The sequence below is a fragment of the Nocardioides luti genome (assembly GCF_014212315.1).
Classification (GTDB): domain Bacteria; phylum Actinomycetota; class Actinomycetes; order Propionibacteriales; family Nocardioidaceae; genus Nocardioides; species Nocardioides luti.
Window position 1 is genome coordinate 1,705,999 of sequence record NZ_JACKXE010000001.1, and the last position, 25,561, is coordinate 1,731,559.

A 25,561-nucleotide genomic window follows, 5' to 3' on the forward strand; every position below is an offset into this window, starting at 1 on the left:
TCTCGATTCCCGTACCTACCGGGTTTCGAGACGCGTCACGCACTCCCTCGCAAGCTCGGGTGTGCGTCGACGCTCCTCAACCTTTTCGCCTGTCCAGCGCTTCGCAAGCTCAGCGCTGGGGCTCAAACCTTCTGGATCTGCGAGAAGCTCAGCTCGACCGGGGTCTCCCGGCCGAAGATCTCGACGAGGGCCTTGACCCTCTGCGACTCCGCGTTGATCTCGGTGATCGTGGCGTGCAGCGTGGCGAACGGGCCGTCCACCACCATGACCGAGTCGGACACGTCGAAGTCGGCGACCTCGACGGGCTTCTTGGCGGTCGCGCCGCCCGAGGGCGACGGGGTGCCGGCGGCCATGGCCTCGGCCTCGGCGCGGGCGACCACGGCGGGGGCGAGCATGTTCTCGACCTCGCTCATGCTCAGCGGCACGGGCTGGTGGCTGTGGCCGACGAAGCCGGTGACCGACGGGGTGTGCCGCACGGCGGCCCAGGACTCGTCGGTGAGGTCCATGCGGACGAGGACGTAGCCGGGGAGGACGGTGCGCTTGACCATCTTGCGCTGGCCGTTCTTGATCTCCGCGACCTCCTCGGTGGGGACCACGATCTCGTGGATGTAGTCCTCCATGTTCAGGGAGATGATGCGGTTCTCGAGGTTCGACTTCACGCGGTTCTCCATGCCGGAGTACGTGTGCACGACGAACCAGTCGCCCGGCTTCGCCCACAGCTCGCGGCGGAAGACCTCGAGCGGGTCGTTCTCGTCGGGGGTCTCGTCGTCCGCGGCGTCGGCGTCCTCGTCGGACTCCTCGGCGACGGGCTCGACCACCTCGGGGGCGGACGGCGCGGTCAGGCCGGACTCGGGGTCCACGAGGACCTCGGAGGTCTCCTCGGGGGCGTCCGTCCCGTCCTGGGTGGTCTCCTCGGCCTCGGCCGAGTCGTACTGCTCCGACACGTGCTGCTCCGTCACTTCTGGATCACTCGCGATCTTGGTGGGGTGGGACCGGGTGGTCAGCTGTTCGACGAGCCCGCGAAGATCGCGAACACGAGCTTGCCGAAGCCCAGGTCGAGGGCCGAGACCAGCGCCATCATGAAGATGACGAAGACCATGACCACGATGAAGTACGTGACCAGCTGCTCCTGGGTCGGGTAGACGACCTTGCGCAGCTCGGCGACGACCTGCCGGTAGAACACGGGGAGGCTGGTGCGCTTGTCGGCCTTGCTGTCGCGCGAACCGCGGACCGCCTTGCTGTCCGACACGCCGTCACCTCTCCTCGTCCGGCTCAGCCGACCCGGTGGTGCGACTGAGTGAAGCTGTTGCCTTGCAGGGCACGAGGGACTTGAACCCCCAACCTTCGGTTTTGGAGACCGATGCTCTGCCAGTTGAGCTAGTGCCCTCCGCGGCTCCCCGCCGCGACCGCACCCGGGAGAGGGCATGGCTGAGCATGTGGGAAACCACCAAAAGTGGAGTCTACGGTGCCGACCGAGGTTGCGTCCAAACCGGCCCCCGGACCGCGTGGCCGTCCGGGTGAAACCCCCGGGCCGCTGACGCCGGCCCGCCTCTACGATGGTGCCATGACCTCCAACTCGCCCGCCCAGCCCGCTTCGGGGCCCCGCGAACGACGTGTCTCCCGACGGATCGGCGCGATCGCCGAGTCGGCGACGCTCAAGGTCGATGCGAAGGCCAAGGCGCTCAAGGCCGAGGGCCGGCCGGTCATCGGCTTCGGCGCCGGCGAGCCCGACTTCCCCACGCCGGACTACATCGTGGACGCCGCGGTCGACGCCTGCCGCGACCCGAAGAACCACCGCTACACCCCGGCCGGCGGCCTGCCCGAGCTGAAGAAGGCGATCGCCGAGAAGACGCTGCGCGACAGCGGCCTCGAGGTCGACCCGGCCCAGGTGCTCGTCACCAACGGCGGCAAGCAGGCGATCTACGCGGCGTTCGCCGCGATGCTCGACCCCGAGGACGAGGTCATCGTCCCGGCGCCGTACTGGACGACGTACCCCGAGGCCATCCAGCTGGCCGGCGGCGTGGCCGTCGAGGTGCTCGCCGACGAGACCCAGGACTACAAGGTCACCGTCGAGCAGCTCGAGGCGGCGCGCACCGAGCGGACCAAGGTCCTGCTCTTCGTCTCCCCCTCGAACCCCACCGGCTCGGTCTACACCGCCGACGAGATCCGTGCGATCGGCCGCTGGGTCGAGGACCACGACCTGTGGGTGCTGACCGACGAGATCTACGAGCACCTGGTCTACGACGGCGCCGACACCGGCTCGATGCCCGTGCTCTGCCCCTACCTCCAGGACAACTGCGTGGTCGTCAACGGCGTGGCGAAGACCTACGCGATGACCGGGTGGCGGGTCGGCTGGATGATCGGCCCGAAGGACCTCGTCAAGGCCGCCACGAACCTCCAGTCGCACGCGACCTCGAACGTCTCCAACGTCGCGCAGCGCGCCGCGCTGGCCGCCGTCACCGGCGACCTCACCGCGGTCGACGAGATGAAGGTGGCCTTCGACCGCCGGCGGAAGACCATCGTGCGGATGCTCAACGAGATCGAGGGCGTCTACTGCCCCACCCCGCTCGGCGCGTTCTACGCCTACCCGTCGGTCAAGGGCCTGCTCGGCAAGGAGTACGACGGCACGCTGGTCGAGACCTCGGCCCAGCTCGCCGAGTACATGCTCGAGAACGCCGAGGTGGCCGCGGTGCCCGGTGAGGCGTTCGGGTCGCCCGGCTACCTGCGCTTCTCCTACGCGCTCGGGGACGACGACATCGTCGAGGGCATCACGCGCCTCCAGAAGCTCTTCTCCTGAGTGGTCCCGACACGCGCGACCGGTGAGGGCAGGGAGCAGCGCGACCTGCTGACGTTGCCCAAGGCGCACCTGCACCTGCACTTCACCGGCTCGATGCGGCACGCCACGCTGCTCGAGCTCGCGGAGAGGGACGGGATCTCGCTGCCCGACTCGCTGGTCGCGGAGTGGCCGCCGCAGCTGTCCGCGGCCGACGAGAAGGGCTGGTTCCGCTTCCAGCGGCTCTACGACGTCGCCCGGTCCGTGCTCCGCACCGAGGACGACGTACGCCGCCTGGTCCGCGAGGCCGCGGAGGACGACGTCCGCGACGGCGGCCGGTGGCTGGAGATCCAGGTCGACCCCAGCGGGTACGCCGCCCGCTTCGGCGGCATCACGGCCTTCACCGACCTGGTGCTGGACGCGGTGCGGGTCGCGGCCCGTGACACCGGCCTCGGCATGGCCGTCGTCATCGCCGCCAACCGCACCCGGCACCCGCTCGACGCCCGGACCCTGGCCCGCCTGGCCGCGCAGTACGCCGACCGCGGCGTGGTCGGCTTCGGGCTCTCCAACGACGAGCGCCGCGGCTCGACGGCCGACTTCGCCCCCGCCTTCGCGATCGCGGAGCGGGCCGGCCTCACCCTGGTCCCGCACGGCGGCGAGCTGCGCGGGCCCGAGCACGTGCGGACCTGCCTGGACACGCTGCACGCCGGACGCCTGGGCCACGGCGTGCGCTCGGCCGAGGACCCCGAGCTGCTGGACCGCATCGTGCAGGCCGGCGTGGCGCTGGAGGTCTGCCCGGTCTCGAACGTCGCCCTCGGGGTCTACTCCGACCTGACCTCGGTGCCGCTCCCCACCCTGATGGCGGCCGGCGCGACGATCGCGCTGGGCGCCGACGACCCGCTGCTCTTCGGCTCGCAGCTCGCCGGGCAGTACGCCACGATGCGGGCCGCCCACGACCTGACCGACCGCCAGCTGGCCGACCTGGCGGCGATGTCGGTGCGCGCCTCCCGCGCGCCGGACGCGGTGCGCGACGCGATCCTCTCCGACATCGAGCGGTGGATCGACCCCGTCACGGCCGGCGCGCCTGCGAGGATGTCCCCGTGACGACTTCCGACTCCGGGGACCAGAACCCGTCCGACGGCTCGATGCCCCCCACGCACCAGCCCTACGGCCAGCAGCCGCCCACCAACCCCTACGGCCCGCCGCCGGTGCCGCCCACCCAGAACCCCTACGGTGAGGCGCCCCCGCAGCAGAACCCCTACGGCCAGGGCGCGCCCTCGCCGTACGGCACGCCGGCACCGCCGCCCTACGGCCAGCCCCAGGGCTACCCGCAGCCCGGCCAGGCGCCCGGCTACGGCTACGGCCAGCCGGTCGCGGCGAACCACCCCTCGGCGACCACCGCGCTGGTGCTGTCGCTGATCGGCCTCGCCGGCATCCTCTTCTGCGGCGGCATCACGCTCGTCCTGTCGCCGTTCGCCTGGCGCATCGGCGCCAAGGCGGTCCGCGAGATCGACGCGAGCCCGGGGCAGTACGCCGGGCGCGACCAGGCCAACGCCGGGAAGATCATGGGGCTGATCGGCACCGTGCTCATCGGCATCCTGCTCGCCATCGGGCTCGTCGCCCTGGTCGCGGTGGGCGCCGGCAGCTCCACGTCGCCCTGACCCCGGCCTGACGGCCGGACGGCGTCAGAGCGAGCAGCCGACGAGGACCGGCTCGTTGACCAGCCGGATGCCGAACTGCATCTCGACGCCGTCGCGCACCTCGAGCGCCAGGGCGAGCAGGTCGCTGGTCGTGGCGCCACCGCGGTTGGTCAGGGCGAGCGTGTGCTTGGTCGACAGGCCGACCCGGTCGTTGCCGTGGCCCTTGGTGAAGCCGGCGTGCTCGATCAGCCAGGCGGCGCTGGTCTTGACCGTGCCGTCCTCCTGCGGCCAGGCCGGGGCGCCGTCCGGGACGGCCGCGGCGGGGACGACGGGGTTGGTGAAGAACGACCCGGCGCTCCACGTGTCGTGGTCGGCCTCGTCGAGCACCATGCCCTTGCCGGCCCGCAGGCCGAGCACGGCCGCGCGGACGTCGGCGAGCGGCGCGCGGCCGCCCGGCTCGACGCCGAGGGTGCGGGCGAGCTCGGCGTACGTCGCGGGGGTGCCGAGGTCGCCCTGCCGGAACTGGAAGGTCACCGACAGCACGACGTGGCGGCCGGGGTCGGCCTTGAAGCGGCTGTGGCGGTAGCCGAAGCCGCAGTCGGCGTTGGCGAAGGTGCGGACGCCCTTGAGGGTGCGGTCCCACACCCGGACCGACGCGATCGTCTGCGCGACCTCCTGGCCGTAGGCGCCGACGTTCTGGATCGGGGTCGCCCCGACGGAGCCCGGGATGCCGGAGAGCGCCTCGACGCCGACCCAGCCCGAGGCCACGGCGCGCGCGACCAGGTCGTCCCAGGACTCCCCCGCGGCCACGGTGACGAGCACCCCGCCGCACGAGGTGCCGTCCTCGACGTCCGGGGAGATCCCGCGGGTCGCGACGCGGACGACGGTGCCGCCGAAGCCGGCGTCGGCCACGACCAGGTTGCTGCCGCCACCGAGGACCAGCACGGACTCCCCCGCCTCGTCGGCACGGCGTACGGCGTCGACGAGCGCGTCCTCGGTGGTGGCCGTGACGAAGCGACCGGCCGGGCCGCCGAGGTGGAGCGTGGTGTGGTCGGCCAGCAGGGTGGGCTCAGGCACGCACGACCGCCTTGGGCATGCCGAGCACCTTGGTGCCGTCGCAGGTGACCGTGAGCGCGACCGTGGTGAGCCCCTCGGACTCCCCCTTGGTCTCGCCGGTGACGACGAGGTCGACGCCGCCCTCCGCCGGCACCACGACGGGGCTGGTGAACTTGCAGCCGAACGACACCACCTCGGCCCCGGGGAACCAGGTCGCGACCGCGCGGGCGGCGAGCGCCATGGTGTACATCCCGTGGGCGATCACCCCCGGCAGCCCGACGCTGCGCGCCACGTCCTCGTCCTGGTGGATGGGGTTCTGGTCGCCGCTCGCAGCGGCGTAGGCGACGAGGTCGGCGCGGGTGATCGTGAAGGTCTGCGGGGCCAGGCTCATGCGTCGGCCCCCCGGTGCACGAGCGTCGCGCTGGTCGAGCAGACCAGGGCACCGGCCTCGTCGGTGATCCGGCTGGTCGTGCCGATGATGTCGTTGCCGGCGATCTGGCGCAGCGTCGCAACCGTGAGCGTCGCGGTGAGCACGTCGCCGGGGACGACCGGGCGCTCGTAGGCGAACCTCTGCTCGCCGTGCACGATCCGGAACAGGTCGATCGACTCGGCCTCGAGGAAGGCGTTCATCGCGTCGAAGGCGAGCACGATCGGGAAGGTCGCGGGCGCCGGGCCGCCGTCGTAGCTCCCGCCGGTCGCGGCGACGAACGCGCGCACCTGCTCCTCGGACACGGCGTACGGGCTCGTCGGCGGGAACTCCCGCCCGACGAGCGACTGGTCGACAGGCATGCCCCCAAACTAGCGAACGCCGCGGCCCCTGCCGCCGGTGACCGACAATGGCGGCATGACTCCCGGGGGACGCGGCCCTGCGCGGCGCCGCTCCGCGGTCGTCGCGGCGCTGGGGAGCCTGCTGGCACTGCTGGGGTCCGGGCTCGCCGGGTGCACGTCGGAGGCCGGGTCACCCCCGGAGGAGCGCCCGGCCGCCCGTCCGGCGGGCACCGCGGCCCCCACCGCGTGCGGCCCGGTCACCGCCGACCGCGTACGCGGCCGTGTGCCGTCGTACGTCGTGGGCGGGCCGAGCCGCTTCGCCAACGACCGCGCGGCCTGCGGCGCCGTCTGGTTGGCGGCCGTCGAGGACGGCTTCGTGGCCCAGGGCCTGGCCGTGTCCGGGCGCACCGCCTGGGTCAGCGGCTTCCCGGGCGACGCGCCGGTCGGGCGGAAGCTGTGCCGGGTGCAGCGCGTCGATCTCCGGACCGGGCGCGTGCTCGCCGACCTCGACCCGCTGGTCGGGGCCGTGGGCTCGCGCCCCGAGGTCGCCTGCCGGCACGGCGGCGGCCTGGCCCGCGACGCGCACGGGCTCTGGGTGGCGGAGCTGGCGCGGCTGTGGCTGCTGGACCCGGACGACCTGACCGTACGACGGGTGTGGGACGTCGTCCCGCCGCTGCGCGGGTCCTTCACGCTGGTCGACGACCGCGGCCGCCTCGGGCTCGGACGCTTCCGCGCGCACGCCGCGACCCGCCTGGACTGGCTCGACCCCGCGGCGCTCCTCCGATCCTCCGACGTCACGGTCGACGGCGCCGACGTCGTCGGCTCGGTCCGCGCGCCGGCGGGGGCCCAGGGAGCCGTGTGGGCCTCGCTCGGGGGCATGCCGGCCGGGGTGTGGTTCGCGACCTCGACCACCCGCTGCGGGGTGCTCGTGGGCCCGGGCGGCCGGCGCCGCGGCCTCGTCCCCGGCGCCGAGGGGCTGGCACTGGCCGGGCCGGACCGCCTGTGGGTGGTCAGCGAGTCCGGGACCGCGCACTACCAGGCGGCGGGCAGTCGGCCGGTGGTCCCGACGCTGACCCTGCTCGCCACCGACGACGTACGCCGGTGGGACCGGCCGGCCTGCTCGCTCTGAGCGCCCGGCCTCGCTGGGACGGGCGGGTCAGCCGGGACTGCCCGGGCTGCTGGGCCTCGGACCCGGCCGCGAAATGGGTCGAGGGCGACCACCCTCGCGGGTGGCCGCCCTCGACGGACGTGTTCGGGTGCGCTCAGCGCGTCTCGCGGTGCGCGGTGTGCGTGCGGCAGCGCGGGCAGAACTTCGCCAGCTCGAGACGGTCGGGGTCGTTGCGGCGGTTCTTCTTGGTGATGTAGTTCCGCTCCTTGCAGTCCACGCAGGCGAGCGTGATCTTGGGGCGAACGTCGGAGCTCTTGCTAGCCACGGGAAGTCCTTTGTCGAATGGGTGTTGCTGGGTGCTGCGGTCCTGCACGTGCGAGTAGCGGGAGCGGGACTCGAACCCGCGACACCACGATTATGAGTCGTGTGCTCTAACCACCTGAGCTACCCCGCCACGGGGACAGGGAGGGCACCAGCCAGACTACTGATTGGTGCCGCCCGAACCCAGAGCCCCTTTACGGAATCGAACCGTAGACCTTCTCCTTACCATGGAGACGCTCTGCCGACTGAGCTAAAGGGGCAACGACGGAGAACGATACACAGGGAGACGCGTGATCGAAAAATCGGGTCAGGAGCCCTGCTTCTACCGGCTCGTCGACAGCCCCGAGGACGGTCCCCAGACCGTCGACTCCCTGCCCTCCGCGGCCGGTCCGTGGAGCCCCGACGCCCAGCACGGAGGGCCCCCTGCGGCCCTCCTCGGCCGGGCCGTCGAGCGGCTCGCGGCGGCGTCGTTCGGCGCCGTGCACGTGGGCCGCTTCACGATGGAGCTGCTGGGCCCGGTGCCGGTCGGACGGCTCGCCGTGAGCGCCTCCGTGCTGCGCCCCGGGAGGTCGGTGCAGCTGATCGGCGCCGAGCTGCGCGACGTCGCACGCGACCGCGCCGTGGCCACGGCACGGGCGTGGACCTTCCCCGTCTCCGACGCGGGGCCGGTGCCGCCGACGCCGCTCGGCCACGGACCGTCCGACGGGACGCTGCGACCGCGGCCGACCGGGTGGCACGGCGGCTACCTCGACGCGGTCGAGTGGCGCTGGATCACCGGGTCCGTCGAGGCCCCCGGACCCGGCGTCGTGTGGATGCGACCGCCCGCCCTGGTCGCCGGTGAGGAGCCGTCGCCGCTGCAGCGGCTGCTGGCGTGCGTGGACTCCGCGTCGGGCGTCAGCGCCGCCCTGGACGTGCGCGAGTGGGGCTTCCTCAACACCGAGCTGACCGTGCACGTGCTCCGCCCGCCCGAGGGCGGCTGGATCTGCCTGGACGCGGCCACCACGCTGGGCACCGGCGCCGTCGGGCTGGCCGGCTCCACGGCGTACGACGAACGCGGGCTGGTGGCCCGGTCCGCGCAGGCGCTGCTGGTGGCCCGTCGCTGACGGTCAGTCCTGGATGCGCGCCCAGGGGTGCGCCTCCTCGAGCTCGTAGGCGAGCTCGAGGAGCAGGGCCTCGCGGCCGACACCGGCGGCGAACATCATCCCCTGCGGCAGGCCGGCCGCCGTGGTGGCGAGGGGCAGCGAGATCGCGGGCTCGCCGGTCACGTTCTGCACCGGCGTGAAGGCGACCCACTCGAGCAGCCGGTCCCGGATCGTCTCGTAGTCCTGTCCGGGGTCCAGCCAGCCGATGCGGGGCGTCTCGCGCAGCAGGGTGGGCGACAGCACGACGTCGTGGTCGGCGTAGAGCCGAGCGGAGTGGCGCTGGCTGCGGCGCAGCCGGACGATCGCGGCGGGGAGCCGGTGCAGGTTGCGCCGCGCGTGGCGGGCCAGGCCGGTGGTGAGGTGGTCGAGGTTCTCCGGGTGCCACTGGCGCCCGTGCTGGCGGCGGCCGGACGCCACGAGGGACATCGCGAGCAGCGACCAGTAGAGCAGGAAGTCGTCGGCCAGGGAGGCCGGCATCGTCGACTCGACCTGCTCGACCCGGTGGCCGAGCTCCTCGAGCCGCCGCGCCGTCTGGAGGGTCAGCTCCGTCACCTCGGGGGTGGCGCCCACCCCGGCCTCGGCCGTGAGCACGGCGACCCGCAGACGGGTCCGGCCCGGGCGGGTGATGTCGCCGACCGGCGGGAGGTGCAGCGCGCGGTAGACCTTCTCGGACTCGCGGAAGAACGCCGCGGTGTCGCGCACCGAGCGGGTCACGACGCCGTCGGAGACGATCCGGATCGGCATGTCCCGCATCAGCTTGTCCTGCGCGAGCCGGTCGCGCGTGGGCTTGAGCCCGACCAGTCCGTTGACCGAGGCCGGGATGCGGATGGAGCCGCCGCCGTCGTTGGCGTGCGCGATCGGCACCGCGCCGGCGGCGACGAGCGCGGCCGAGCCGGCCGAGGAGGCACCGGCCGTGTGGTCGGTGTCCCAGGGCGTGCGGACCGCGCCGAGCCGGGGGTGCTCGGCCGACGCACTGAAGCCGTACTCGCTGAGCTGGGTCTTGCCGAGCGGGAGCAGGCCGGTGGCGAGGTACATCCGGGCGAGGTCGCCGTCGCGGCGGATCGGACGGGGCTCGTAGGAGTCGGTGCCCGAGCCGGTCGGCATCCCCGCGACGTCGACGTTGTCCTTGAGGAACGTCGGGACGCCGGCGAAGTAGCCGCCCCGCGGGTCACGGGCCTCCGCGCGGGCGCGGTCGAGGTCGGCGTACGCCACCGCCCCGAGGGGGTCGCCGACCTTCTCCACCCGCGCGATCGCGGCCTCCACGACGTCGGTGACCGTCACGTCCCGGGCCTGGATGGCCTCGACCAGGCCGACCGCGTCGAGGTCACCGAGGGCGTCGTCTCCGAAGGCGTGCACGCGCGTCATGGCTGCACGCTAGTGGCCTTGGACGGCACCGCGGGGAGGGGTCCGGGAACGGCGCGGCCGGAGCCGGGCGCGGCCGTCAGGCGTGGGTGAGGCGCGGGTCGGGGGTCGGCAGGGCGGCCAGCCGGGCGTCGACGGCCGCCGGGGACAGCACCCGCTCCAGCGCCAGGGCGCCGCAGCCGACCAGCCCGGCCCGGTCGCCGTGGGCCGCGGGCAGGAACTGCAGGTCCCGCGTGGCCAGCGCCCCGGCCCGCGCATAGACGCTCTCGCGCACCCCGGCAACGTACAGGTCGAACGCGGCCGCCATGTCGCCGCCCACGACGACGGCCTGCGGGTTGAGGAGGTTGACCGCGACCGCGAGCAGCTCGCCGAGGTGGCGGCCGCTCTCGCGGAGCAGGCCGCGCGCCTCGGCGTCGCCGTCGAGCGCGAGGGCGACGAGGTCCCGGACGTGGCCGACGTGGCGACCGGACTCCGCGAGGCGGCCGACGAGCGCCCAGCCGCCCGCGACCGTCTCGAGGCAGCCCGTGGAGCCGCAGCGGCACGGCAGCCCCTCGGCGACCGGCAGCCGGGTGTGGCCGATCTCCCCGGCCGCACCCAGCTGGCCCTCGATCACGTGACCGTCGGCGATGATGCCGAGCCCGAGACCGGTCGAGGCCTTGACGACGAGGGCGTTGTGCAGCTCGCCGCCGCGGCCGTGCAGCTCGGAGGACGCCAGCACGTCGCAGTCGTTGGCGACGACGAGCGGGGCGTCCGCGACACCGGCGAGGTACGGCGCCAGCTCGACGCCGTCCCAGCCGCGCATCACCGGCGAGGCGAGGCTGACGCCACGGTCGCGCGCCACCGTCCCGGGCAGGCTCATCCCGATCGCGGCGACCGGCGGCTCGATGCCCGCGAGCAGCGCGATGAGCCGCTCCGCGACCTCGGGCATCAGCTCGTCCGGCCCGATGCCGACGGCGTGGTCGCGGGAGTCTGCGGCCAGCTCGGTGCCGTCCAGGTCGAGCACGGAGAGCTGGCTGCGCGAGCGCCCGATCGCGATCGCCAGGACCACGCCGGCGTCCTTGTTGAACAGCAGCCCGCCGGGCGGGCGGCCGCCGGTGGAGGCCAGCTCCTCGCCCGCGAGCAGCAGCCCGGCGGCGGTCAGCGCCTGCACCCGGGACACCACCGCGGTCCGCGACAGCCCGGTCAGGACACGCAGGCCGGAGCGGGTGTCGGCGCGACCGGTGCGGACCAGCTCGAGCAGCTCGCCGGCGGTGGCGGGCGCGGTGAACTCGCGGGGGATGACGGTCATCTGGGGCCTCCTCGCCGTACCTGCGTGATCGTAGACTGCTGACTTTGATCCAAAAAATACCTTAGTCCTGCTTGTAACGATCCAAACAACTCTCTACCGTGGATCACATGGACGCCGCCCCCAACCCCACCGTGCTCCCCGACGCGTGTGACTTCACGGTCTTCGGAGGCACCGGGGACCTCGCGCTGCGCAAGCTGCTGCCGGCGCTCTACCAGCGCGACCTCGAGGGGCAGCTGCCCGCCGACTACCGCATCCTCGGCGTCTCCCGCTCCGACCTCGACGACGACGGCTGGCGCGCCGAGGTGCGCACCGCGCTCGGGCAGTTCGTCGAGACCGCCGACCTGTACGACGGCGCGATCGACCGCTTCCTGGCCCGCCTGCACCACCTCATGCTCGACGCCGAGGAGCCCGGCGACTGGGACCGCTTCCACGCGCTGCTCAAGGACCGTCCGCGACCCGAGACCGCCGTGCGCGTCTTCTACCTCGCCGTCGCCCCGCAGCTGTTCGGCGCGATCTGCCAGCGGCTCGACGAGATCGGCGTCGTCGACGAGCGCGCCCGCGTGGTCATCGAGAAGCCGATCGGGCACGACCTCGCCTCGGCGCGGGCGGTCAACGACGCCGTCGGCCGCGTCTTCGAGGAGTCGCAGATCTTCCGGATCGACCACTACCTCGGCAAGGAGAGCGTGCAGAACCTCCTCGTCACCCGCTTCGCCAACGCCTTCCTCGAGCCGCTGTGGAACTCGCACTGGGTCGACCACGTGCAGATCACCGTCGCCGAGACCGTCGGCGTCGGCAGCCGCGGCGGCTACTACGACCACGCCGGGGCGCTGCGCGACATGCTGCAGAATCACCTGCTGCAGCTGCTGTGCCTGGTCGCCATGGAGCCCCCGACGTACGTCGGCCGGGAGACCGTGCGCGACGAGAAGCTCAAGGTGCTGCAGGCGCTCAAGCCGATGACCGCCGCCGACGTCGACCGCGACATCGTGCGCGGCCGGTACGGCGAGGGGCTCGTCGACGGCGAGCCCGTGGCGTCGTACGCCACCGACCTGGGACACGGCGGCTCCGCCACGGAGACCTTCGTCGCGCTGCGCGCCGAGGTGCAGAACTGGCGGTGGGCCGGCGTGCCGTTCTACCTGCGCACCGGCAAGCGCCTGGACCGGCGCGCCTCGGAGATCGTCGTGGTCTTCAAGAAGCCGCCGCACCCGATGTTCCCGGGCGCCGAGGGCGTCACGACGCCCAACCGGCTGCACATCCAGGTCCAGCCCGACGAGGGCATGCGCCTGCACCTGACCGCCAAGGAGCCCGGCCCGGGCGGCATCCGCCTGCGCCCGGTCTCGCTGGACCTCAGCTACGCGACGACGTTCGAGCAGCGCCTCCCCGACGCCTACGAGCGGCTCCTGATGGACGTCATCAAGGGCAACCCGACCCTCTTCATGCGGCGCGACGAGGTCGAGGCCGCCTGGACGTGGGCCGAGCCGATCCTCCAGCGCTGGGCGGAGACCGCCGAGCGTCCGAAGCGCTACCCCGCCGGCACGACCGGCCCCACCGCCGCCGTCACGCTCCTCGAGCGCGACGGCCGTTCCTGGCAGGAGCCCGACCAGTGACCGACTCCCCCGCCGCCGCGGCCCCCGTGCCGCTGCACCCCGTCCTCACCGAGGTGACCGCCCGGATCGTCGAGCGCTCCGCGCTCGGCCGCGCGGAGTACCTCCGCCGGATCCGGGCCGCCGCCGACTCCGGGCCGGCCCGGGGCCAGCTCGCCTGCGCCAACCTCGCCCACGGCTTCGCCGCCTCCGACGCGCCCACCAAGCAGGCGCTGCGGGGCGGCACGAAGCCCAACCTGGCCATCGTGTCGTCGTACAACGACATGCTCTCGGCGCACCAGCCCTACCGCGACGTGCCCGAGGTGCTGAAGAAGGCCGTCATCCGGGCCGGGGGCATCGCGCAGTTCGCCGGCGGCGTGCCGGCCATGTGCGACGGCATCACCCAGGGCCGCGACGGCATGCAGCTCTCGCTCTACAGCCGCGACGTGATCGCCATGGCGACCGCGATCGCGCTCTCGCACGACATGTTCGACGGCGCGCTGATGCTCGGCGTCTGCGACAAGATCGTGCCCGGCCTGCTCATCGGCGCGCTGTCCTTCGGGCACCTGCCGACCGTGTTCGTCCCCGCGGGGCCGATGGCGTCGGGCCTGCCGAACTCCGAGAAGGCGCGGGTGCGCCAGCTGTACGCCGAGGGCAAGGCCGGCCGCGAGGAGCTGCTCGAGGCCGAGGCCGCGTCGTACCACTCCGCCGGGACGTGCACGTTCTACGGCACCGCGAACTCCAACCAGCTGATCATGGAGGTGCTGGGGCTGCACCTGCCCGGCTCGTCCTTCGTGAACCCCGGCACCCCGCTGCGCGAGGCGCTGACGCGTGCGGCGGCCGCGCGGGCCACCGCCCTGACCGGCGCCGCCGGCCCCGGCGGCACCCCCGGCGAGGAGCGGACGCCGATCGGCGAGATCGTGGACGAGAAGGCGGTCGTCAACGCCTGCGTCGCGCTGCTCGCGAGCGGCGGCTCGACCAACCACACGATGCACCTCGTCGCGATCGCGCGAGCCGCGGGCATCACGCTGACCTGGGACGACCTGTCCGACCTGTCGGCGGTCGTGCCGCTGCTGAGCCGGATGTACCCCAACGGCGAGGCGGACGTGAACCACTTCCACGCCGCCGGCGGCATCGGCTTCCTCGTGCGGACCCTGCTGGACGCGGGTCTGCTGCACGAGGACGTCCGCACGGTGGCCGGCCGCGGGCTGCGGCGCTACACGACCGAGCCGCGCCTGGTGGGGGACGACGTCGTGTGGTCCGAGGGCCCGTCGGCCTCGCTCGACACCGCGGTGCTGCGACCGGTCGACGCGCCGTTCTCGCCCGACGGCGGCCTGCGGATGCTCGCCGGCCCGCTGGGCCGCGCGGTCATCAAGACCTCGGCCGTGAAGCCCGAGCACCGCGTCGTCACCGCGCCGGCGATCGTCTTCGAGCACCAGGACGAGCTGCTCGCGGCGTTCGGCGCCGGCGAGCTGGACGGGCGCGACTTCGTCGCCGTGGTCCGCTACCAGGGCCCGGCCGCCAACGGGATGCCCGAGCTGCACAAGCTCACCCCGGCGCTCGGCGTGCTGCAGGACCGGGGGCAGCGGGTCGCCGTCGTCACCGACGGACGGATGTCCGGCGCGTCCGGCAAGGTCCCGGCCGCCATCCACGTGACGCCCGAGGCGGCGCTGGGCGGGCCGCTCTGCCGGGTGGTGGACGGCGACGTCATCACCGTCGACGCCACGACCGGGATGCTCGACCTCGCCGTGGAGCACGACGCGTTCGTACGCCGTCCCGCGACCGGCGGCGCCCCGCAGGGCGCCGACTGGGCCGGGACGGGTCGCGAGCTGTTCGCGGCCTTCCGGGCCACGGTCGGCACCGCCGACACCGGCGCCAGCGTGTTCCCCGCGATCGACGCCCCGCACCAGGAGGTGCCCGTTGCCACCCACGCCTGACCTGCTCGCGCTGGTCCCCGTCATGCCGGTCGTCGTCATCGACGACCTGGCGCACGCCGTCCCGGTCGCCCGCGCGCTCGTGGCCGGTGGCCTGCCGGCCATCGAGCTCACGCTGCGCACCCCCGTCGCGCTCGACGCGATCCGCGCGATCGCCGACGAGGTCCCCGAGATCGCCGTCGGCGCGGGGACGATCGTGACGCCTGCGCAGGCGCGGGCCGCCCACGACGCCGGCGCGACGTTCCTGGTGTCGCCGGGCGCGACGCCGTCGCTGCTCGCCGCGATGGCCGAGACCGGGCTGCCGTTCCTGCCGGGGACCGCGACCGTGTCGGAGGTGCTGGCGGTGCTGGAGGCCGGCTTCACCTCGATGAAGTTCTTCCCGGCCGAGGCGTCCGGCGGTGCCGCCTTCCTGAAGTCGGTCGCCTCCCCGGTGCCCGCCGCGCGCTTCTGCCCCACCGGCGGGATCACCGCGGCCACGGCTCCGACGTACCTCGCCCTCCCCAACGTCGGCTGCGTCGGCGGCTCCTGGCTCACCCCCGCCGACGCCCTCGCGGCCGGCGACTGGGCCCGCGTCGAGCGGCTCGCGGCGGACGCCGCCGCGCTGGCGCTCACCTGAGACCGGCGTGGTGCGGGGCGCGGCGACACGGGGGTGAGGTCGCGTCCCGTGCCGCGTCTTCCCGCGGGCGTGCCGAGGACGTCATACGTTCCGAGCAAGCGGGTGCACCGACCGCATGACGTCCCGGCGCGCGCCCGGCTGCATCCCCCGCCGGCCGCGCGGGAGTTTCACGGGTCGACCGCTGGATCTCGCGCTGGGACGCCGAAGCATCACCGTCCCGCCGCCGGTTTCATCGGTCGACCGATGAAACTCCCCCGGCCGACCGAGGACGTCATACGTCCCGAGCCAGCGGGTGCACCGTCCGCATGACGTCCCGGCGCGGACGCGGGCGGCTCAGAGGATGAAGTAGAGCCCGACGAGCGCGGGGATCAGCCCGAGGAGCAGCCAGGGGCGGAACGGGTTCTTCTGGTGGATCAGGAAGCCGGCCGCGACGCCGAGCATGCCGACGAGACCGGCGATCACGTCGACGCCGACCTGGGCGCCGGGACGCGTGGTGTCGAGGAAGATCGCGGCGATCACCAGGCCCGCCGACAGGTGGCCGATGGTGGTCACGGCCAGCACCGACATCACCCAGCGCTGCACGCTGCCCATGCTCATCGACGACGAGGTGGACGGCGCCGGCCGTGGTGCGTTCGGGTCCATCAGGTGCCGGCGGCGCTTGACGGGAGGTCGATCGGGCTGGGTCACCCCTCGATGATCCCCGACGTCCGTCGGTGGCACCCCAGCAGGTGCGGGTCGAAGATGCCCAAGGCCTCCATCAGGGCGAACATCGTGGTCGGCCCCACGAAGGCGAAGCCCTTCCTCTTCAGGCCCTTCGACAGCGCCACCGACTCCGGGGACGTCGTGGTCATCTCGTCGGTGGTGGCCGGCGCCGGCGGGACCTCGGGGCGGAACGACAGCACGAAGGCCTCCAGCCCCTCCCCCTCGCGCAGCGCCACCGTCGCGCGGGCGTTGGTGAGCGTCGCCTCGATCTTGAGCCGGTTGCGCACGATCCGGGGCTCGTCCATCAGCCGGGCGACGTCGCCCTCGTCGTACGCCCCGACCGTCTCGGCGTCGAACCCGGCGAACACCTCGCGGAACGCCTCGCGCTTGTTGAGGATCGTCGACCAGGACAGGCCGGACTGGAAGGCCTCGAGGGTGAGGCGCTCGAGGTACGCCGCCTCGCCGTGGACCCGCTGCCCCCACTCCGTGTCGTGGTAGTCGCGCATCACGCCCGGGCCGCCCGCCCACGGGCACCGCGCCACGCCGTCCTCGCCGATCACCGGTCCGCTCATGCCCTCATCCAAGCGCAGGCCGCCGACACCCGGGGAGGTCGCGTCACGACCCGGCGATCCGCCTCAGCACCACCAGCGCGCGGGCCAGCGCCGCCGACGCATCGCCTGCACGGGTGGCGACGGCCAGGTCCACGCGGGCGGAGGCCTGGGCCAGCGGTCGGTAGACCGCCCCCGGCACCCCGAGCGCCGAGACCGGCTCGGGGACGACGGCCACGCCGAGCCCCGCCGCCACGAACGTCACCAGGGTCGAGGTCTCAGCCACCTCGTGACGGATCCGCGGGACGAAGCCGGCCTCGCGGCACAGCGAGGTGACCAGGCCGTGCATGACCGACCGGCCCCGCGCCGGGTGCACGACGAGGTCCTCGTGGCGGAGGTCGGCGACGCGGATCCGGCGCCGGCCCGCCAGCCGGTGCCCCTCGGGCAGCGCGACGATCAGCCGCTCGGTGCGCAGCGGCTGCAGCACCAGACCCGGCTCGTCCACGGGCGGGCGCAGCAGCGCGAGGTCCAGCGACCCGGCGAGCAGGGCCTCGACCTGGCCCGGCACCAGCATCTCGCCGCGGAAGGTCACGTCGACGCCGGGCAGCTCCTCGCGGAGCGCGCGGGCCAGCGCGGGCAGGAGGGAGTACGTCGCCGAGCCGACGCACCCGACGGCGAGCCGTCCGGTGAGGCCCGCCTGCACGCGGACCGCCTCGGCCCCGGCGTCGTCGACCGCGGCGAGGATCCCCCGCGCCTGGTGGAGGTACGCCGCGCCGGCCTCGGTCAGGTCCACGCGCCGCGTCGTACGCCGCAGCAGCGTCACGCCCAGCTCGTCCTCCAGCTGCCGGATCTGCTGGGACAGCGGCGGCTGCGCCATGTGCAGCCGCTCGGCCGCGCGGCCGAAGTGCCGCTCCTCGGCGACGGCGACGAAGTAGCGCAGGTGGCGGAGTTCCATGCATTCATACTTCCAGAGTCTGGATCGTGGCGAAATGGATACTTCTCCCTCTGACCGGTCGAGGCCTAGCGTGGGGGCATGACCGACATCGTGATCTGCGAACCCGTGCGCACCCCGGTGGGCCGCTACGGCGGCGCGCTCGCCTCGCTGAGCGCCGTCGACCTGGCCACCGCCGCCCTGACCGAGCTCGTGCGCCGCACCGGCCTCGGCGAGGGCGACGTCGACGACGTGGTCGTCGGGCAGGGCTACCCGAACGGCGAGTCCCCCGCGATCGGCCGGATCGCCGCGCTCGACGCGGGGCTCGGCACCGGCGTCCCCGGCCTGCAGCTCGACCGGCGCTGCGGCTCCGGTCTGCAGGCGGTGCTGTACGCCGCCGGGCAGGTCGCGACCGGCGCGGCGCGCGTCGTCGTGGCCGGAGGGGCCGAGTCGATGTCGAACGTCGAGCACTACGCGCTCGGCCTGCGCACCGGCGTACGCTCCGGCGGCGTCGAGCTCATGGACCGCCTCGACCGGGCCAGGATCACCGCCGGCGGCAAGGACCACCCGGTCCCGGGCGGGATGCTCGAGACCGCGGAGAACCTGCGCCGGGAGTACGCCATCTCCCGCGAGGAGCAGGACGAGCTGGCCGTCCGCTCCCAGCAGCGTGCCGGGGCAGCGCACGAGGCGGGCCGGTTCGCCGACGAGCTCGTCCCCGTGACCGTGCCCGGTCGGCGCGGCAAGCCGGACGTCGTCGTCGACCGCGACGAGCACCCCCGCCCCGAGACCACCGTCGAGGACCTCGCCCGGCTGCGGCCGGTCCGGCTGAAGGTCGACGAGGAGTCCACCGTGACCGCCGGCAACGCCAGCGGCCAGAACGACGGCGCCGCCCTGTGCGTGGTCACCACCCGCGAGGAGGCGGAGAAGCGCGGGCTGACCCCGCTGCTGGCCCTGCGGTCGTGGGCCGTCACCGGCGTCGGCCCGGAGGTGATGGGGATCGGGCCGGTCAGTGCGACCGCCGCCGCCCTCGAGCGCGCCGGGCTCACCCTCGACGAGATCGACCTGATCGAGCTGAACGAGGCCTTCGCCGCGCAGGTGCTCGCCGTGCTGCGCGAGTGGAAGGTCGACGCCACCGACGAGCGGCTCAACCCCAATGGCTCGGGCATCTCGCTCGGCCACCCCGTCGGCGCCACCGGCGCCCGGATCCTCGCCACGCTGGCCCACGAGGCGAGGCGCCGCGAGAGCCGCTACGTCCTGGAGACGATGTGCATCGGCGGCGGCCAGGGCCTCGCGGCCGTCTTCGAGGCGGTCCGATGAGCGCCCGCGGGGACGAGATGTCCGCGGCGGGCCCGGCGGGCCTGGACAAGGTCGTGGCCAGCGCGGCGGAGGCGGTGGCCGACGTACGGGCCGGCGCCAGCATCGCCGTCGGCGGCTTCGGCCTCGTCGGCATCCCGTGGTTCCTCATCGAGGCGCTGCTCGAGCAGGGTGCCGACGACCTGACGGTCGTGTCGAACAACTGCGGCGTCGACGGCGCCGGGCTGGGGCTGCTCCTCGAGAAGGGCCGGATCAGCCGCGTCATCGCGTCGTACGTCGGGGAGAACAAGGAGTTCGCGCGGCAGTACCTCTCCGGCGAGCTCACGGTCGAGCTGACGCCGCAGGGCACGCTGGCCGAGCGGCTGCGGGCGGGCGGTGCCGGGCTCGGGGCGTTCTACACGCCGACCGGGGTCGGCACGCTCGTGTCCGAGGGCGGCCTGCCGTGGCGCTACGACGCCGAGGGCAACGTGGTGCTGGAGTCGCCGGCGAAGGAGGTGCGGACCTTCCACGGCCAGGAGATGGTGCTCGAGGAGTCGATCGTCACCGACGTCGCGCTGGTCCGCGCGACCGTCGCGGACCGCGCCGGCAACTGCGTCTTCCGGGCCTCCACGCGCAACTTCAACCCCCCAGCCGCGATGGCCGGCCGGCTGACGATCGTCGAGGCGGAGCGCGTGGTCGAGGTCGGCGAGATCGACCCGGACGAGGTGCACCTGCCCGGCGTCTTCGTGCAGCGCGTCGTCGCACTGACGCCGGAGCAGGCCGCGCACAAGGACATCGAGAAGCGCACCACCCGCGAGAGGACGAGCTGATGGCCTGGGACCGCGACCAGATGGCGGAGCGGGCCGCCGCCGAGCTCGAGGACGGGCAGTACGTCAACCTCGGCATCGGCCTGCCGACGCTGATCCCCGGCTACCTGCCGGAGGGCTCCACGGTCACGCTGCACGCCGAGAACGGCATCCTCGGCGTGGGGCCGTTCCCGTACGACGACGAGGTCGACCCCGACCTCATCAACGCCGGCAAGCAGACCGTGACGGTGCTGCCGGGGGCGTCGTACTTCGACTCCGCCCTGTCCTTCGCGATGATCCGCGGCCACCACATCGACGTCGCCGTGCTCGGCGGCATGCAGGTCTCCGCCACCGGCGACCTCGCGAACTGGATGGTGCCCGGGGCCATGGTCAAGGGCATGGGCGGCGCGATGGACCTGGTCAGCGGCGCCGGCCGCGTGATCGTGGTGATGGACCACCTGACCCGCCAGGGCGGCTCCAAGCTCGTGGCGGCGTGCGACCTGCCGCTCACCGGCCGCGCCGTCGTCGACCGCGTGATCACCGACCTGGCCGTCCTCGACGTCGCCGACGGGTCGTTCCGGCTGGTCGAGCTGGCGCCGGGGGTCACGCGCGAGGAGCTGGTCGCCGCGACCGAAGCGCCGGTGGTGGGGTAGAGCCGGGCGGCAGTTTCACCGGGTACCCGGTGAAACTGGCGCTCCTGTCACGGAACTCCGTGCCAGAACGTCATGTTTCGTGACAGGAGCTCGCGCCGGGTCGGCCCGTTCGGGGCTCCCGCCCCGCGCCCGTCAGCGACGCTGCTTGAGCCGCGCGTTCGGCAGCGCGGGCGCCGGGATCGGCGGCAGGTGGTCGTCGGGCACGATCCCGAACCGGCCGTCGGCCATCTCCTGGGCGTCGCCGACGACCTCGCCGTCGCGGCTGAGCTGGGCCTGCCACTCCGCGCGGTACGCCGCCACGTCCTCGTGCGAGCGGCCGACGAAGTTCCACCACATCACGATGGACTCGCCGAAGGGCGGCCCGCCCAGGAGCAGCAGCCGCACGGAGTCGTCGCCGGCCCGCAGCTCCAGCCGCTCGGAGCCGGGCGGCACGTAGGCCAGGTCGTGCTGCCCGGTCTCGACGCCGGCCACCGACAGCGCGCCCGTGTCGACCAGCACGCCGTGCTCGAAGGACGGGTCCACCTCCAGCTCCAGCACCGCACCGGGCTCCAGCAGCAGCTCGGCACCGAGCAGAGGAGTGAAGGTCGCGACGGGTGACGTCGAGCCGAGCAGCGAGCCGAGGAACACCCGCGCCTCCCAGCCGTCACCGCCGACGGGGTCCGGGGCGTGGTGGGCGAACGTCGGCGCGGTGTCGCGGTCCGCGTCGGGCAGCGCCACCCAGAGCTGGGCGCCGTGCAGGGTCTCGCTCGACGGCGTCGACACCTCCGAGTGGCTGATCCCCCGCCCGGCCGTCATCAGGTTGACCTCGCCCGGCCGGACCATCGCGTGGTGGCCGGCGCTGTCGCGGTGCTCGATCTCGCCGGTGAACAGCCAGCTGACGGTCTGCAGCCCGGTGTGCGGGTGCGGCGCGACGCTCATCCCGCCCGAGTCGGCGACCGCGTCCGGGCCGTAGTGGTCCACGAAGCACCACGCGCCGATCAGCGAGCGCTCGCGCTGCGGGAGGGTACGGCGTACCCGCATCGCGCGTGGCCCGCCGAGCGGCACGTCCCGCGGCACCATCACCTCGACGCCGCCGGCCGGCTCCGCGACGCAGGTGACCTCGTCGGGCCGGTCCTCCAGGTTGCTCATGCCACCAGTGTGCCTGTGCAGATGCGCCGACTCGATCCCTCCCACGTCTGCAGACGCGCCGACTCGATCCCTCCCACGTCTGCAGACGCGCCGACTCGACCCCTTGCACGTGCGCAGACGCGCCGACCCGGCTCAGCTCAGGTGGTGCGGCTGCACGTGGCGCTTCTGCTCGTCGCCCCGCGCGTCCCCGACGGTGCCGGAGGCGGCGTCCTCGGCGCTCTGGCTGGCCCGGGAGTCCCCGCACGCCTCGAGCCGCACGACGACCGACTTGAAGGCCGGCTGGTTGCTGCCCTCGGCCTTGGAGTCGAGCGGCACCAGCGCGTTGGTCTCCGGGTAGTACGCGCCCGTGCACCCGCGCGGGGTGTCGTACGAGACGACCCGGAAGCTCGGCGCGCGACGCTCGGAGCCGTCCTCCCACTCGCTGACGATGTCGACCAGCTGACCCTCCTCGAAGCCCAGGCCGACGATGTCGTCCGGGTGCAGGAAGACCACGCGGCGGCCGTTCTTGATGCCGCGGTAGCGGTCGTCGAGGCCGTAGATCGTGGTGTTGAACTGGTCGTGCGAGCGCATCGTCTGCAGCAGCAGCCGACCCTCGGGCACGTGCAGCACCTCGGTCGGGCTGACGGTGAAGATCGCCTTGTCCTTCTCGGTGGGGAAGGTCCGGGTGTCGCGCGGCGGGTGCGGCAGCACGAAGCCGCCGGGCTGGTCGACCTTCTCGTCGTAGCCCGCGCAGCCGGGCACGACCCGGGCGATCCGGCGGCGGATCTCGGTGTAGTCGTCGCGGAAGGCGCGCCACGGGAGGTCGTGCCGCTCGCCGAGGGTCGCGAGGGCCATCGTGCAGACGATGTCCACCTCGGACTTCAGGTGCGGCGACGCCGGCTTCAGCGGCCCCTGGGAGGCGTGGACCGAGCAGACCGAGTCCTCGACGGTGACGCGCTGCGGGTGCCCGCCGGTCAGGTCCTTCTCGGAGCGGCCGAGCGCCGGGAGGATCAGCGCCTCGCGGCCGTGCACGACGTGGGAGCGGTTCGGCTTGGTGGAGACGTGGACCGTGAGGTCCGCCTTGCGCAGCGCGTCCTCGGTGACGTTCGTGTCCGACATCGCGGAGACGAAGTTGCCGCCCATGCCGAAGAACACCTTGGCCTTGCCGTCCCGGAAGGCTTGTACGGCGGCCACGGCGTCGTAGCCGTTCTCGCGCGGCGGCTCGAAGCCGAACTCGTCGCGCAGCGCGTCGAGGAAGTGGCCGGGCGGCCGCTCCCAGATGCCCATGGTCCGGTCGCCCTGCACGTTCGAGTGACCGCGGACCGGGAAGAGGCCGGCGCCGGGCTTGCCGATGTTCCCTTGGAGGAAGGCGAGGTTCGAGATCTCCTTGACCGTCGCGACGCCGTTGCGGTGCTGGGTGATGCCCATCGCCCAGCAGATGACGGTCTTCTTCGAGGCGGCCAGCATCGCGGCGGCTTCCTCGATCTCGGCACGGGTCAGGCCGGTCGACTGCAGCACCAGGTCCCAGTCCAGGGCGCGCAGGTGCTCGGCCCAGGCGTCGAAGCCGTGGGTGTACTCGTCGATGAAGTCCTGGTCGACGTGGCCGGCCTCGAGCAGCAGTGCGGAGAGCGCCTGGAAGAGCGCGAGGTCGCCGTTGATGCGGACCGGCAGGTGCAGGTCGGCGATCCCCGTGCCGTTGCCCACCACCCCGCGCGGCTTCTGCGGGTTCTTGAAGCGGACCAGCCCGGCCTCCTTGAGCGGGTTGATCGCGATGATCTTCGCGCCCTTCTTCTTCGCCTCCTCCAGGGAGGTGAGCATGCGCGGGTGGTTCGTGCCCGGGTTCTGCCCGGCGATGATGATCAGCTCGGCGTTGTGGACGTCGTCGAAGGACACCGACGCCTTGCCGATGCCGATCACCTCCGCGAGGCCGACCGAGGTGGACTCGTGGCACATGTTCGAGCAGTCCGGCAGGTTGTTCGTGCCGAAGGCCCGGACGAAGAGCTGGTAGGCGAACGCGGCCTCGTTCGAGGTCTTGCCCGAGGTGTAGAACACCGCCTCGTCGGGCGAGGACAGCCCGTTGAGGTGCCGCCCGATCAGCTCGAAGGCGCCGGTCCACGAGATCGGCTCGTAGTGCGTGGCGCCGTCGCGCAGCACCATCGGCTCGGTGATCCGCCCCTGCTGACCCAGCCAGTAGTCGGTCTTCTCGGCGAGCTCGGCGATCGGGTGCTCGGCGAAGAACTCCGGCCCCACCCGCCGCAGCGTCGCCTCCTCGGTGACGGCCTTGGCGCCGTTCTCGCAGAACTCCGCGGTGTGGCGGTGCTCCGGGGACGGGTCCGGCCACGCACAGCCCTGGCAGTCGAAGCCGTCGGCCTGGTTGAGCTTGAGCAGGGTCTGCGCCGTACGCCGCACCCCCATCTGCTCGATCGCACGCTTCATGCTGACCGCGACCGCGGTGACACCTGCTGCGGCGTGGGCGGAGCCCTCGACCTCGAGGTCCCGCTCGTCGATGTCCTTGCTCGGCGCCTTGCGACTCATGCGTCCATCCTTCACCCGGGGTCCAACAGGCGTACGCCGGCCCGTACCCCGTCACCGCCGGGGTACGCCGCCCGCGGGCCGGTCAGCCCGGCGCGGTCAGCTGTTGCTGAACACCGCCGGGCTGTCGCCGCCCTCGGGACCGCGGCCTGCCCAGGTCCAGGCATAGGCCGGGTCCTCGGCCGCGACCCCGGCCTCGCCGAGCTCGAGCGGGGCGAAGGTGTCGACCATGACGGCGGACTCCTCGAAGTACTCCGCACCCAGGGAGGCCTCGATCGCGGCCGGCTGCGGCCCGTGGGCGTGGCCGCCGGGGTGCAGGGAGATCGAGCCGATGCCGATGCCCGAGCCCTTGCGCGCCTCGTAGTCGCCGCCGACGTAGAACATGACCTCGTCGCTGTCGACGTTCGAGTGGTAGTACGGCACGGGCACGGCGAGCGGGTGGTAGTCCACCTTGCGCGGCAGGAAGTTGCAGATGACGAAGTTGTGGCCCTCGAAGACCTGGTGCACCGGCGGCGGCTGGTGGATCTTGCCGGTGATCGGCATGTAGTCGTCGATGTTGAACGTGTAGGGGTAGAGGCAGCCGTCCCAGCCGACCACGTCGAACGGGTGCGTCGCGTAGGTCATCCGGGTGCCGACGATCCCGGCCGAGGTGCGGTGCTTGACCAGCACCTCGACGTCGGTGCCGTCGACGAGGAGCGGGCCGCCGGTCGGGCCGTGCAGGTCGCGCTCGCAGTAGGGCGCGTGCTCGAGGAGCTGGCCGTAGCGCGACAGGTAGCGCTTCGGCGGGGCGATGTGGCTGTTCGCCTCGATCGCGTAGAGCCGGCTCGGCTCCGCCGGCAGCCACCGGTGCGTGGTCGCGCGCGGCACCACGACGTAGTCGCCGGTGCGGTAGGCCAGCGTCCCGAAGACGGTCTCGACGCTGCCGCTCCCGAACTCGACGTAGACGCACTCGTCGCCGATCGCGTTGCGGTAGAGCGGGGAGGCGTCGGTCCCGGTGACGACGTACGCGATCCGGACGTCGTTGTTGGCGAGCACGAGCCGGCGGCCGGTGACGGCGTCGGGGTTTCGAGCCCTTCGAGACGGTTGCTGCGCAACCTCCTCAGGAACCAACGGTTGCTGCGCAACCTCCTCAACCACCGGAAAGAGGTCGTGGAGCTTGAGGTGGCGGGGCTTGAGCGGGTGGTTGGGCGTGCGGGCCTGGTCGGGCAGCTCCCAGACGTCCGCCGCGACCAGCGCCGACGGCACGCCGCGGTGGTAGAGCAGCGAGGAGTCGGAGGAGAACCCCTCCTCCCCCATCAGCTCCTCGTAGTAGAGGTGGCCCTCGGGGTCGCGGAACTGCGTGTGCCGCTTCGGGGGTACCTCGCCGACCTGCCGGTAGTACGCCATCGGGCGCTCCCTCAG

25 protein-coding genes and 3 tRNA genes are annotated in these 25,561 nt (G+C 73.2%); 11 read left to right on the forward strand and 17 right to left on the reverse strand.

The genetic code is table 11. The features are described 5' to 3' along the window. Nucleotides 1-122: 122 nt before the first annotated feature. The 3 genes from nusG to H5V45_RS08185 all read right to left on the reverse strand — a co-directional run bounded on the left by nusG (nt 123) and on the right by H5V45_RS08185 (nt 1,387). Nucleotides 123-959, reverse strand: coding sequence for a transcription termination/antitermination protein NusG (gene nusG, locus H5V45_RS08175; RefSeq protein WP_185252474.1), 837 nt, complete (start codon nt 957-959; stop codon nt 123-125). Nucleotides 960-1,000: 41 nt separating this feature from the next. Next, a complete protein-coding gene (gene secE / locus H5V45_RS22305; RefSeq protein WP_185252475.1) occupies nt 1,001-1,249 on the reverse strand; it encodes a preprotein translocase subunit SecE in 249 nt (82 codons plus the stop codon). 65 nt (nt 1,250-1,314) lie between these two features. Further along, a tRNA-Trp gene (locus tag H5V45_RS08185) sits at nt 1,315-1,387 on the reverse strand. A 177-nt stretch (nt 1,388-1,564) separates the two neighbouring features. On the opposite strand from H5V45_RS08185, the gene H5V45_RS08190 reads away from it, so the two are divergent. The 3 genes from H5V45_RS08190 to H5V45_RS08200 are packed head-to-tail and all read left to right on the forward strand — an operon-like array spanning nt 1,565 to nt 4,434. Continuing rightward, nucleotides 1,565-2,797, forward strand: coding sequence for a pyridoxal phosphate-dependent aminotransferase (locus tag H5V45_RS08190; RefSeq protein ID WP_185252476.1), 1,233 nt, complete (start codon nt 1,565-1,567; stop codon nt 2,795-2,797). Next, nucleotides 2,798-3,877, forward strand: coding sequence for an adenosine deaminase (locus H5V45_RS08195; RefSeq protein ID WP_185252477.1), 1,080 nt, complete (start codon nt 2,798-2,800; stop codon nt 3,875-3,877). Continuing rightward, nucleotides 3,874-4,434: a DUF4190 domain-containing protein gene (locus H5V45_RS08200; protein ID WP_185252478.1), complete on the forward strand. Its 561-nt coding sequence runs from the start codon at nt 3,874-3,876 to the stop codon at nt 4,432-4,434. The genes H5V45_RS08195 and H5V45_RS08200 overlap by 4 nt, the downstream gene beginning before the upstream one ends. A 24-nt stretch (nt 4,435-4,458) precedes the next feature. Here the strand turns inward: H5V45_RS08200 and H5V45_RS08205 are convergent, their stop codons facing one another. From H5V45_RS08205 to H5V45_RS08215, 3 genes are read right to left on the reverse strand one after another with little or no spacing between them, the layout of a single operon-like run. Then, nucleotides 4,459-5,490, reverse strand: a complete 1,032-nt coding sequence (locus H5V45_RS08205; protein WP_185252479.1) for a UDP-N-acetylmuramate dehydrogenase — start codon at nt 5,488-5,490, stop codon at nt 4,459-4,461. Then, nucleotides 5,483-5,860, reverse strand: a complete 378-nt coding sequence (locus H5V45_RS08210; protein ID WP_185252480.1) for a MaoC/PaaZ C-terminal domain-containing protein — start codon at nt 5,858-5,860, stop codon at nt 5,483-5,485. Before H5V45_RS08210 ends, H5V45_RS08205 begins: the two co-directional genes overlap by 8 nt. After that, entirely contained in the window at nt 5,857-6,258 is a 402-nt protein-coding gene (locus H5V45_RS08215; protein ID WP_185252481.1) for an FAS1-like dehydratase domain-containing protein, read from the reverse strand. Before H5V45_RS08215 ends, H5V45_RS08210 begins: the two co-directional genes overlap by 4 nt. A gap of 55 nt (nt 6,259-6,313) precedes the next feature. Here H5V45_RS08215 and H5V45_RS08220 point away from each other — a divergent pair, with 55 nt between their 5' ends. Beyond that, complete coding sequence (locus H5V45_RS08220; RefSeq protein ID WP_185252482.1) at nt 6,314-7,366, forward strand: YncE family protein; 1,053 nt, start codon at nt 6,314-6,316, stop codon at nt 7,364-7,366. Between the two features lie 133 nt (nt 7,367-7,499). On the opposite strand, the gene rpmG is transcribed toward H5V45_RS08220, so the two are convergent. From rpmG to H5V45_RS08235, 3 genes are all read right to left on the reverse strand, one after another. Next, the gene (rpmG, locus tag H5V45_RS08225; RefSeq protein ID WP_185252483.1) at nt 7,500-7,670 is read right to left on the reverse strand and encodes a 50S ribosomal protein L33; all 171 of its coding nucleotides are present in this window, start codon (nt 7,668-7,670) and stop codon (nt 7,500-7,502) included. A gap of 55 nt (nt 7,671-7,725) precedes the next feature. Then, nucleotides 7,726-7,799, reverse strand: a tRNA-Met gene (locus H5V45_RS08230). Nucleotides 7,800-7,853: 54 nt separating this feature from the next. After that, a tRNA-Thr gene (locus H5V45_RS08235) sits at nt 7,854-7,926 on the reverse strand. Between the two features lie 30 nt (nt 7,927-7,956). Between H5V45_RS08235 and H5V45_RS08240 the strand changes: the two genes are divergently transcribed. Beyond that, the gene (locus tag H5V45_RS08240; RefSeq protein WP_221633952.1) at nt 7,957-8,769 is read left to right on the forward strand and encodes a thioesterase family protein; all 813 of its coding nucleotides are present in this window, start codon (nt 7,957-7,959) and stop codon (nt 8,767-8,769) included. Between the two features lie 3 nt (nt 8,770-8,772). On the opposite strand, the gene H5V45_RS08245 is transcribed toward H5V45_RS08240, so the two are convergent. Further along, the gene (locus H5V45_RS08245; RefSeq protein WP_185252484.1) at nt 8,773-10,173 is read right to left on the reverse strand and encodes an amidase; all 1,401 of its coding nucleotides are present in this window, start codon (nt 10,171-10,173) and stop codon (nt 8,773-8,775) included. Nucleotides 10,174-10,249: 76 nt separating this feature from the next. Next, complete coding sequence (locus tag H5V45_RS08250; RefSeq protein WP_185252485.1) at nt 10,250-11,458, reverse strand: ROK family protein; 1,209 nt, start codon at nt 11,456-11,458, stop codon at nt 10,250-10,252. A gap of 107 nt (nt 11,459-11,565) precedes the next feature. Between H5V45_RS08250 and zwf the strand changes: the two genes are divergently transcribed. Genes zwf through eda form a run of 3 tightly spaced genes read left to right on the forward strand, consistent with a single transcriptional unit; the run spans nt 11,566 to nt 15,588 of the window. Then, a complete protein-coding gene (gene zwf, locus H5V45_RS08255; protein WP_185252486.1) occupies nt 11,566-13,062 on the forward strand; it encodes a glucose-6-phosphate dehydrogenase in 1,497 nt (498 codons plus the stop codon). Next, complete coding sequence (gene edd, locus H5V45_RS08260) at nt 13,059-14,975, forward strand: phosphogluconate dehydratase (RefSeq protein ID WP_185252487.1); 1,917 nt, start codon at nt 13,059-13,061, stop codon at nt 14,973-14,975. Before zwf ends, edd begins: the two co-directional genes overlap by 4 nt. Continuing rightward, nucleotides 14,959-15,588 carry a bifunctional 4-hydroxy-2-oxoglutarate aldolase/2-dehydro-3-deoxy-phosphogluconate aldolase gene (eda, locus tag H5V45_RS08265; RefSeq protein ID WP_185252488.1) on the forward strand — a complete coding sequence of 210 codons (630 nt, stop codon included), beginning with the start codon at nt 14,959-14,961 and terminating at the stop codon, nt 15,586-15,588. Before edd ends, eda begins: the two co-directional genes overlap by 17 nt. 333 nt (nt 15,589-15,921) lie before the next feature. Here the strand turns inward: eda and H5V45_RS08270 are convergent, their stop codons facing one another. The 3 genes from H5V45_RS08270 to H5V45_RS08280 are packed head-to-tail and all read right to left on the reverse strand — an operon-like array spanning nt 15,922 to nt 17,793. Beyond that, a complete protein-coding gene (locus H5V45_RS08270; RefSeq protein WP_343061476.1) occupies nt 15,922-16,275 on the reverse strand; it encodes a hypothetical protein in 354 nt (117 codons plus the stop codon). Next, nucleotides 16,272-16,862 (reverse strand): DNA-3-methyladenine glycosylase I, encoded by a 591-nt coding sequence (locus tag H5V45_RS08275; protein WP_185252489.1) that lies wholly within the window; start codon nt 16,860-16,862, stop codon nt 16,272-16,274. The genes H5V45_RS08270 and H5V45_RS08275 overlap by 4 nt, the downstream gene beginning before the upstream one ends. 43 nt (nt 16,863-16,905) lie before the next feature. Next, a complete protein-coding gene (locus tag H5V45_RS08280) occupies nt 16,906-17,793 on the reverse strand; it encodes a LysR substrate-binding domain-containing protein (RefSeq protein WP_185252490.1) in 888 nt (295 codons plus the stop codon). Between the two features lie 78 nt (nt 17,794-17,871). On the opposite strand from H5V45_RS08280, the gene H5V45_RS08285 reads away from it, so the two are divergent. The 3 genes from H5V45_RS08285 to H5V45_RS08295 are packed head-to-tail and all read left to right on the forward strand — an operon-like array spanning nt 17,872 to nt 20,521. Then, entirely contained in the window at nt 17,872-19,086 is a 1,215-nt protein-coding gene (locus H5V45_RS08285; RefSeq protein WP_185252491.1) for an acetyl-CoA C-acetyltransferase, read from the forward strand. Next, the gene (locus tag H5V45_RS08290; RefSeq protein WP_246415878.1) at nt 19,083-19,892 is read left to right on the forward strand and encodes a CoA transferase subunit A; all 810 of its coding nucleotides are present in this window, start codon (nt 19,083-19,085) and stop codon (nt 19,890-19,892) included. Before H5V45_RS08285 ends, H5V45_RS08290 begins: the two co-directional genes overlap by 4 nt. Next, nucleotides 19,892-20,521, forward strand: coding sequence for a CoA transferase subunit B (locus H5V45_RS08295; RefSeq protein WP_185252492.1), 630 nt, complete (start codon nt 19,892-19,894; stop codon nt 20,519-20,521). The genes H5V45_RS08290 and H5V45_RS08295 overlap by 1 nt, the downstream gene beginning before the upstream one ends. Before the next feature lie 132 nt (nt 20,522-20,653). Here H5V45_RS08295 and H5V45_RS08300 read toward each other — a convergent pair whose 3' ends face one another. The 3 genes from H5V45_RS08300 to H5V45_RS08310 all read right to left on the reverse strand — a co-directional run bounded on the left by H5V45_RS08300 (nt 20,654) and on the right by H5V45_RS08310 (nt 25,546). Further along, entirely contained in the window at nt 20,654-21,649 is a 996-nt protein-coding gene (locus tag H5V45_RS08300; RefSeq protein WP_185252493.1) for a pirin family protein, read from the reverse strand. A gap of 132 nt (nt 21,650-21,781) precedes the next feature. Then, nucleotides 21,782-24,163: an FdhF/YdeP family oxidoreductase gene (locus H5V45_RS08305; RefSeq protein WP_185252494.1), complete on the reverse strand. Its 2,382-nt coding sequence runs from the start codon at nt 24,161-24,163 to the stop codon at nt 21,782-21,784. Between the two features lie 96 nt (nt 24,164-24,259). Then, nucleotides 24,260-25,546 carry a homogentisate 1,2-dioxygenase gene (locus H5V45_RS08310; protein ID WP_185252495.1) on the reverse strand — a complete coding sequence of 429 codons (1,287 nt, stop codon included), beginning with the start codon at nt 25,544-25,546 and terminating at the stop codon, nt 24,260-24,262. Nucleotides 25,547-25,561: the final 15 nt, after the last annotated feature.